Annotated in this window: 5 protein-coding genes; 4 read left to right on the top strand and 1 reads right to left on the bottom strand. The window is 50.1% G+C overall.

Annotation, left to right across the window (positions count from 1 at the left end):
* Window positions 1-139 precede the first annotated feature (139 nt).
* The 4 genes from BZG13_RS08685 to lhgO all read left to right on the top strand — a co-directional run bounded on the left by BZG13_RS08685 (window position 140) and on the right by lhgO (window position 6,273).
* On the top strand, window positions 140-1,489 hold the full coding sequence (locus BZG13_RS08685; protein WP_077486339.1) for a sigma-54-dependent transcriptional regulator: 1,350 nt from the start codon (window positions 140-142) through the stop codon (window positions 1,487-1,489).
* A gap of 293 nt (window positions 1,490-1,782) precedes the next feature.
* Entirely contained in the window at window positions 1,783-2,793 is a 1,011-nt protein-coding gene (locus BZG13_RS08690) for a TAXI family TRAP transporter solute-binding subunit (RefSeq protein ID WP_077486340.1), read from the top strand.
* 83 nt (window positions 2,794-2,876) lie between these two features.
* Window positions 2,877-5,030 (top strand): TRAP transporter permease, encoded by a 2,154-nt coding sequence (locus BZG13_RS08695; protein WP_077486341.1) that lies wholly within the window; start codon window positions 2,877-2,879, stop codon window positions 5,028-5,030.
* Between the two features lie 7 nt (window positions 5,031-5,037).
* Entirely contained in the window at window positions 5,038-6,273 is a 1,236-nt protein-coding gene (gene lhgO / locus BZG13_RS08700) for an L-2-hydroxyglutarate oxidase (protein ID WP_077486342.1), read from the top strand.
* 59 nt (window positions 6,274-6,332) lie between these two features.
* Here lhgO and BZG13_RS08705 read toward each other — a convergent pair whose 3' ends face one another.
* Window positions 6,333-6,977 carry an NAD(P)-dependent oxidoreductase gene (locus BZG13_RS08705; protein WP_077486343.1) on the bottom strand — a complete coding sequence of 215 codons (645 nt, stop codon included), beginning with the start codon at window positions 6,975-6,977 and terminating at the stop codon, window positions 6,333-6,335.
* Window positions 6,978-7,082: the final 105 nt, after the last annotated feature.

A 7,082-nucleotide genomic window follows, 5' to 3' on the forward strand; every position in this document is an offset into this window, starting at 1 on the left:
CTCTGCTCTGACGTCCGTTTTAGACTGCGGTGAATAGCAAAAATGTTAAAGCGGTGTGATGAGAAAGTGAGAGCTAGCTCCTTTTTTGCTGCGTGGCTTTTGCTACCGTAATGAGTCACCTATCACGGATGGTTTTCTCATGACGGTACAGACACTCCCGCGCATTGCCTTGATTGAAGATGACGATATTGTTCGTCACACCACCTGCCAGTGGTTAGAGTTGGCAGGCTTTGAGGTTGAGTCATTCAGCACGGGCCAAACAGGGCTACAAGCTGTATTACAGTATCCGTTTGATGCCGTGGTCAGTGACGTCAAGTTACCGGATGTTGACGGCTTATCTATTCTTACCGAGCTAGACCAGCATCAGGTCGCGACACCTGTGCTGTTTATTACAGGACACGGTGATGTGGATATGGCCGTGGGAGCGCTGCAAAACGGGGCGTTTGATTTTATTGAAAAGCCTTTTGAGCCCGAGCGTTTGTCTCAGCGCGTGACTGAGGCCGTCGACAGCTACCGCCAACATGCCTCGACACAAGAGCGACAAGCCTATTTATCGCGTATTAGTGGATTGGAGAAGGTACTGATTGGCCAAAGCCGAGTGATGCAACAACTTCGTGAGCAGGTGGTAAAGCTGGCGCGTATCGACACCAATGTGATCATTTATGGGGAAACGGGGTGTGGCAAAGAGCTGGTGGCAACCAGTTTACACAATGAAAGTGCGCGACAAGCCCAGCGTTTTGTGCCGATAAACTGCGGCGCCATCCCGGAAAACTTATTTGAAAGTGAGCTGTTTGGCCATGAGTCAGGGGCGTTTACCGGTGCCAATCAGCGTCGTATTGGTAAGTTCGAATACGCGCACAAAGGGACCTTATTTTTTGATGAAGTCGAGAGCATGCCGGCAAGTATGCAGGTAAAAGTGTTGCGCGCGCTTCAAGAGCACACCATTGAAAGAGTGGGAGGAAACCAGTCGATAGCGATCGATACGCGGGTCATTGCGGCCGCTAAATCCGACCTCAATGATCATGAAACCTTCCGGCAAGATTTGTACTACCGTTTGAATGTGGCACAAATCCACCTTCCACCCTTAAGAGAACGTGAAGATGATGCGTTGATTTTGTTTGAGCACTTTACCCGTCAGACCAACCCGGAGACACGCCTTGCCAGTGAGGCGGATCGGCACGCCATTTTGTCTTATTCCTGGCCGGGTAATATTCGTGAGCTGCGCAACGTCGCAGTACGGTTTGCCTTGGATGATGGTATTTCAGTGATGGAAATACTGTCCAATCGCCCCTCATCGACCATGGAAGTCGTTCAATCGGATGTTCCGCTTTTAATCCAGCTACATAACTTTGAACGCAAGGTACTACATGAATGCTTGGTGGCACATCAAGGGCGTATTCATGAAGTGATGTTGGCGCTCGATTTGCCTCGCCGTACCTTGAACCAAAAAATGAAGAAGTTTGGACTCAACCGCGCAGATTACACCTGATGCGTCGGCAAAAATTTGCTCAGTACTATTTCGCCAGCAAGCGCTCCGCGATCACACTTTGTTTACGTTTTGTGACGGTCAACTGCTTATTGAGGTGACACTTTGAGCAAGATTTTGCTTACTAGCTGAGCGGGAAATAAGAAAAATCTTGCTCATTATCGATGAGCTCTCCTAACAATTCTATTATTAACAATGATTTAACTATTGGCACTCTCTTTGCTATCCATGTGTTGCTGTTAACAAACCGTTTAATTTGTGTAAACCAATAACGCAGCCCTACATGGAGAGTAACAATGAAAATCAATAAGCTATTTAAAGCACTGACGTTTGCCGTGGCCTCATTTAGCGTCGCCTCCACCGCGGTCGCAGAAGACCGAAGCTACATCCTCGCAACGGCCTCTACTGGTGGCACTTACTATCCTGTTGGTGTCGCGCTGGCGACGCTGAGTAAGGTCAAGCTAGCGCCTAAGCATCATTTTTCGCTATCGGCAATCAGCTCTGCTGGTTCAGGTGAGAACGTGAAACTGCTCAATGAAGGCGAAGCGCAATTTGCGATCTTACAGGGCTTGTATGGTGCGTGGGCCTGGTCTGGCGAGGGTCCGTATGCAGACAGTGGCCGCCAAGATCAACTGCGCTCTGTGTCTATGCTTTGGCAGAATGTTGAGCACTTTATTGTGCGCAGTGAGCTGGCAGAAACCGGCACCGTGAGTGATTTAAACAACCTTGCGGGTGAGAAGTTTTCTATCGGCAAGAAAAACTCAGGGACCGAGAACTCAGGTCGTCAGATTATGAAAGGACTAGGCGTGGATCCGGAATCCTTTAATTTGGCGTATATGGGTTATGGCGGCAGTGCTAGTGCACTACAAAATGGCACCATTGATGGTATGAATACGCCAGCCGGTGTACCAGTTGGCGCGGTTACCCAAGCGTTCGCGGCGCTGGGAAATGACATTTCCATCTTGTCTTTTACTGACGAACAAATCAAAGCGGCCAACGGTAAATACAACCTTTGGACTAAGTACGAAATTCCTGCCAACACGTACCCTGAGCTAGATAAGCCGGTCACCACCATTGCCCAACCTAACTTCTTGGCCGTGCGCAAAGATCTCTCCGATGAGGATGTGTATCAGCTCACCAAGGCTATTTATGAGAATCTGTCTTTCCTTCAGGGCATTCATAAGGCCACTAAAGCCATGGCCATTGAGAAAGCCATCGCCGGTTTGCCTGTGCCGCTCCATCCAGGTGCAGCACGTTACTATCAAGAAGTGGGTATCGACATCCCGTCTGAACTGGTAATGGAATAACGCGATAGCGCTCCGGGATGGCTCGGAGCGCTTATCGAGATCAAAGGTTGCATGAAAACACAGACACTGCTTGGAGTAAAGGGATGAGCGAGCCAGTTAAGCATCAGTCAGTTGAGCAAGAGCCAGATGAAACAGCGTTGGAGAAATTTGAATTGCCCACACGCGATGAATTTCCGTGGGTGACCACCACCATCACTGTGCTGGGCGTGGTGTTGTCTGTATTGCACATTTGGTTTAACACCTTATCAACGCTTCCCGAGTTATGGATTTCGGCGACCCACTTTGCGGGGTTTGCGGTGATTTGTGCGCTTTGGTACCCGGCACATATCTCTTTGAAGCGGAGTAAAATAGCGCTGGCGGTCGATATTTTTATCGCGTTAGGTGCAGTGGCTTGTCTGCTGTATATCCCTTATGCCGAAGATGCGTTATACGCGCGTGGGGTAAAATTTGTTACTGCTGATTGGGTATTCGCCAGCTTAGCGATCATCATCGTGGTGGAGCTGATTCGTCGTACCATGGGATGGTTTATTCCCATTCTGATTATGGTGTGTTTGAGCTATGTCGTGCTGTGGGGCGAGTGGGCGTCGGGGATCTTCCATTTTCCCGGACTGAGTCTAGAAACCCTGTTATATCGCAGTTACTACTCTTCGGAAGGCATGTTTGGCGCGATTACCCGGATTAGCTGGACGTTCGTGTTTATGTTCATCTTATTTGGCGCCTTTCTTGTTCGCTCTGGAGTTGGGGATTACATCATCAATGTGGCGCGTGCGGCTGCGGGTAAGATTATTGGTGGACCGGGCTTTATTGCGGTGATTGGCTCTGGGTTAATGGGGTCAGTGTCAGGCTCGAGCGTAGCGAATACCGTATCGACCGGGGTGATCAGTATTCCTTTAATGCAAAAAGCCGGTTTTCCGTCGCGCTTTGCTGCTGGTGTCGAAGCATCGGCTTCAACTGGGGGGCAATTAATGCCACCCGTAATGGGGGCGGGGGCGTTTATTATGGCCTCGTACACCCAAATTCCTTACGTTGACATTATTGCCGTATCACTGGTTCCTGCGCTTATCTATTTTCTCTCGGTGGGCTTTTTTGTGCGCATTGAAGCAAAGCGCAGTGGCGTGCAAAAGATTGTCACCACCGAGGACTCTTTATTGATGGTGCTTCTCCGCGGTTGGCATAACCTTATCCCGCTTGCGGTGCTTGTCACCTTGCTGATTAAAGGTTTCACACCCACCTATGCTGCCGGCATTTCGATTATTTCTGTGATTTTCGCTTCCTGGTTTTCCAAAGAGCACCGGATGGGGCCGAAAGCGATCATCGAGGCCTTGGCGCAAGGGGCAAAAAATATGGCCACCACCGCCATCTTGCTCGTGGGCATTGGTTTGGTGGTGAATGTGATCAGCACCACGGGTATCGGCAATACTTTCTCGCTGATGATTGATGGTTGGGCGAACGGTGATCTGTTTATGATGCTGGTGCTAATTGCTATCGCCTCGTTAGTGTTAGGGATGGGGTTACCGGTGACCGCTGCCTATATCGTACTGGGCACCTTGTCGGCACCTGCTCTGTATAAGCTGATCGCTGAAAACCAATTGTTGGAGCTGCTGGTATCAGGCCAGCTTCCTGAGCAAGCCAAGGCGATATTTATGTTGGCTGCCCCAGACAAACTCGATCTTTTAAATGCGCCAATGACCATGGAAACCGCGCAGCAAATGGTTGCCTTAGTGCCGGCTGACTTTATGGAAACCTTGTTAGAGCAAAGCTTAGGGCTGGAGGCTGTCAGTTTGGCCCTACTCGCCGCCCACCTAATTATTTTTTGGTTATCGCAAGACAGTAACGTGACCCCGCCGTTTTGTTTGACGGCATTTGCCGCGGCCACCATTGCTAAAACCCCACCGATGCGCACGGGGCTGATGGCGTGGAAAATTGCTAAAGGCTTGTATCTCGTGCCTTTGCTCATTGCTTATACTAGCCTGGTCAGCTGGGATATCTTCTCGGTGTTAGAGGTTGGCTTTTTTGCCATTATTGGCACGTATGCCTTAATTGGCGCGATTGAAGGGTATCTTGAAGGCCCGATTAATTGGGTAAGCCGCCTTTGCTTATTAATGATTGGTGCCTTGTTAGTGTGGCACGATATCCCGTTGTGGCTTCGCTTAGTGAGCGTCGTTGGGTTTGTGGGCCTGTTTATATACAGTGGACGCAARTATCAGTTGCAACAATCTCAACTGCCAGTGTCATGAGGCGTATATGAAATCTGTTTATGATTATGTGATTGTCGGTGGTGGTATTGTTGGCGCATCCACAGCCTGGCAATTAAAGCAGCGATACCCAGGCTGCTCCGTATTGCTGGTGGAAAAAGAGGCAAGCGTTGCCCAGCATCAAACCGGGCATAACAGTGGCGTGATCCACGCGGGTGTCTATTATCCACCAGGCAGTTTAAAAGCCGATTTCTGTAAACGAGGAGCGGCGCTGACCATTGAATTTTGTGCCAAGCACGATATTGCAGTCGAAAACTGTGGCAAACTATTGGTCGCCACCAACGAGCAAGAGATGGCTCGGATGCGAGCGCTCTATGAGCGATGCTTAACCAATGATATCGACGTGCGCTGGCTGGATGCGGCGGAGCTTCATGCTGAAGAGCCGAATGTTAAAGGCTTGGGTGCCATAGCGGTTCGCGCGACCAGCATTGTTGACTATCGGCGGGTGACTGAGCAAATGGTGTGTGAGTTTGAAGCGCTCGGCGGTGTCACCCAACTCAGTACAGAAGTGATTGGGGCCAGTGAAGCGGCTGAACAAGTCACTCTCCATTGCCAAGCAAGCGGGGAGCCGCTAACGATTCATTGTCAGTTTGTGGTGACATGTAGTGGGTTGATGGCAGATAGAATGACCCAAATGATGGGGATCCCAACCGCGTTTCAAATTATCCCTTATCGCGGTGAGTACTATCAACTTGCGAGCCAGTACCAAGGCTTTGTGAATCACCTTATCTATCCGATTCCCGATCCCGATTTACCTTTTTTAGGCGTTCATCTCACGCGGATGATAGACGGCTCTATTACGGTGGGACCTAACGCTGTGCAAGGTTGGAAGCGTGAAGGCTATGGCAAGGTGAATGTCAGTCTAAAAGACACCTGGCAAATGCTGACCTTTGCTGGGTTTTGGAAAGTCACCCTCAATAATCTTAAAACCGGGTTGGTCGAGCTGAAAAACTCGTGGTGGAAGCCGGGCTACGTCAAACAAGTAAATAAATACTGCCCGACAATCAAAGCTAAGGATTTGAAGCCTTATCCTGCGGGGATCCGTGCTCAAGCCGTGCTAAATGACGGCAAATTGGTCCATGACTTTCTGTTTGCCGAAAGTGCGCGGAGTTTACACGTGTGCAATGCGCCATCGCCAGCAGCGACCTCTGCGATGCCGATTGGTGAATACATTTGTGACAAGGTGAGGGAAAAACAACACTGGCTCAGCGATGATGCTGATTAGCGCTACATATCGGAAAGTGAAAGCCAGCGCCTACACTCGGCCGCTGGCTTTTGCTTTGATTACTGATAACCCACAGTAAACGCTTGTTGCAAATGCTTAGGGGTTTCGGCTTCATCAAGCATGGCGACCGCGAAGTCTTCCATTGAAATGCGAGATTGTCCGTTGCTATCTGCCACTAAGGTGTCTGTCCCCAATGTGTACTGACCGGTGCGTGTGCCAGGCGCGATCATGGCGGCAGGCGAGAGGTAGCTCCAAATCACATCTTGGCTGGCTAAACATTGCTCATATTGCACTTGGCAAGCGCGTGCAATCTCAATGGCTGAGTCGGGAAGAAAGCCCTCTGCGTTTAACACGGTTTCACCGTCAGTGCCCGGAATCATCAGTCGAGCGGCACCGCCGACAATCAGAACGCGCATTTGATGGTGAGCTGCGCCTTGGACGACCGCTTGTGTTAACACCGGTAATTGCGCTTCTTCGCCTGTCGATGGACGTAACGCCGTAATGGCAAGATCATGACCAGCCATTACCGATGCCACCTTGCCTGCATCGTTCAAATTGGCGGCGACAGGCGTTACGGCGTCGGGTAGCTTGCTGAATGCTGCCTCGTTACGTGTCATTGCCGTGACCTTATGGCCGCGTTGCAACGCTTCCGACACAATTCGACTGCCAATATCGCCCGTGGCACCAAATACGATTATATTCATTGTGTTAGTCTCCATGTTATGACTCCTGTGTGTCCTTATGCCGCGCAATAGCCAGTAAAAAGGGTGGCTGTCATACGCTTGTGGTTAAACCATGCTGAACTGATT

It is taken from the genome of Salinivibrio sp. ML323 (assembly GCF_001995745.1).
Lineage (GTDB): Bacteria > Pseudomonadota > Gammaproteobacteria > Enterobacterales > Vibrionaceae > Salinivibrio > Salinivibrio kushneri.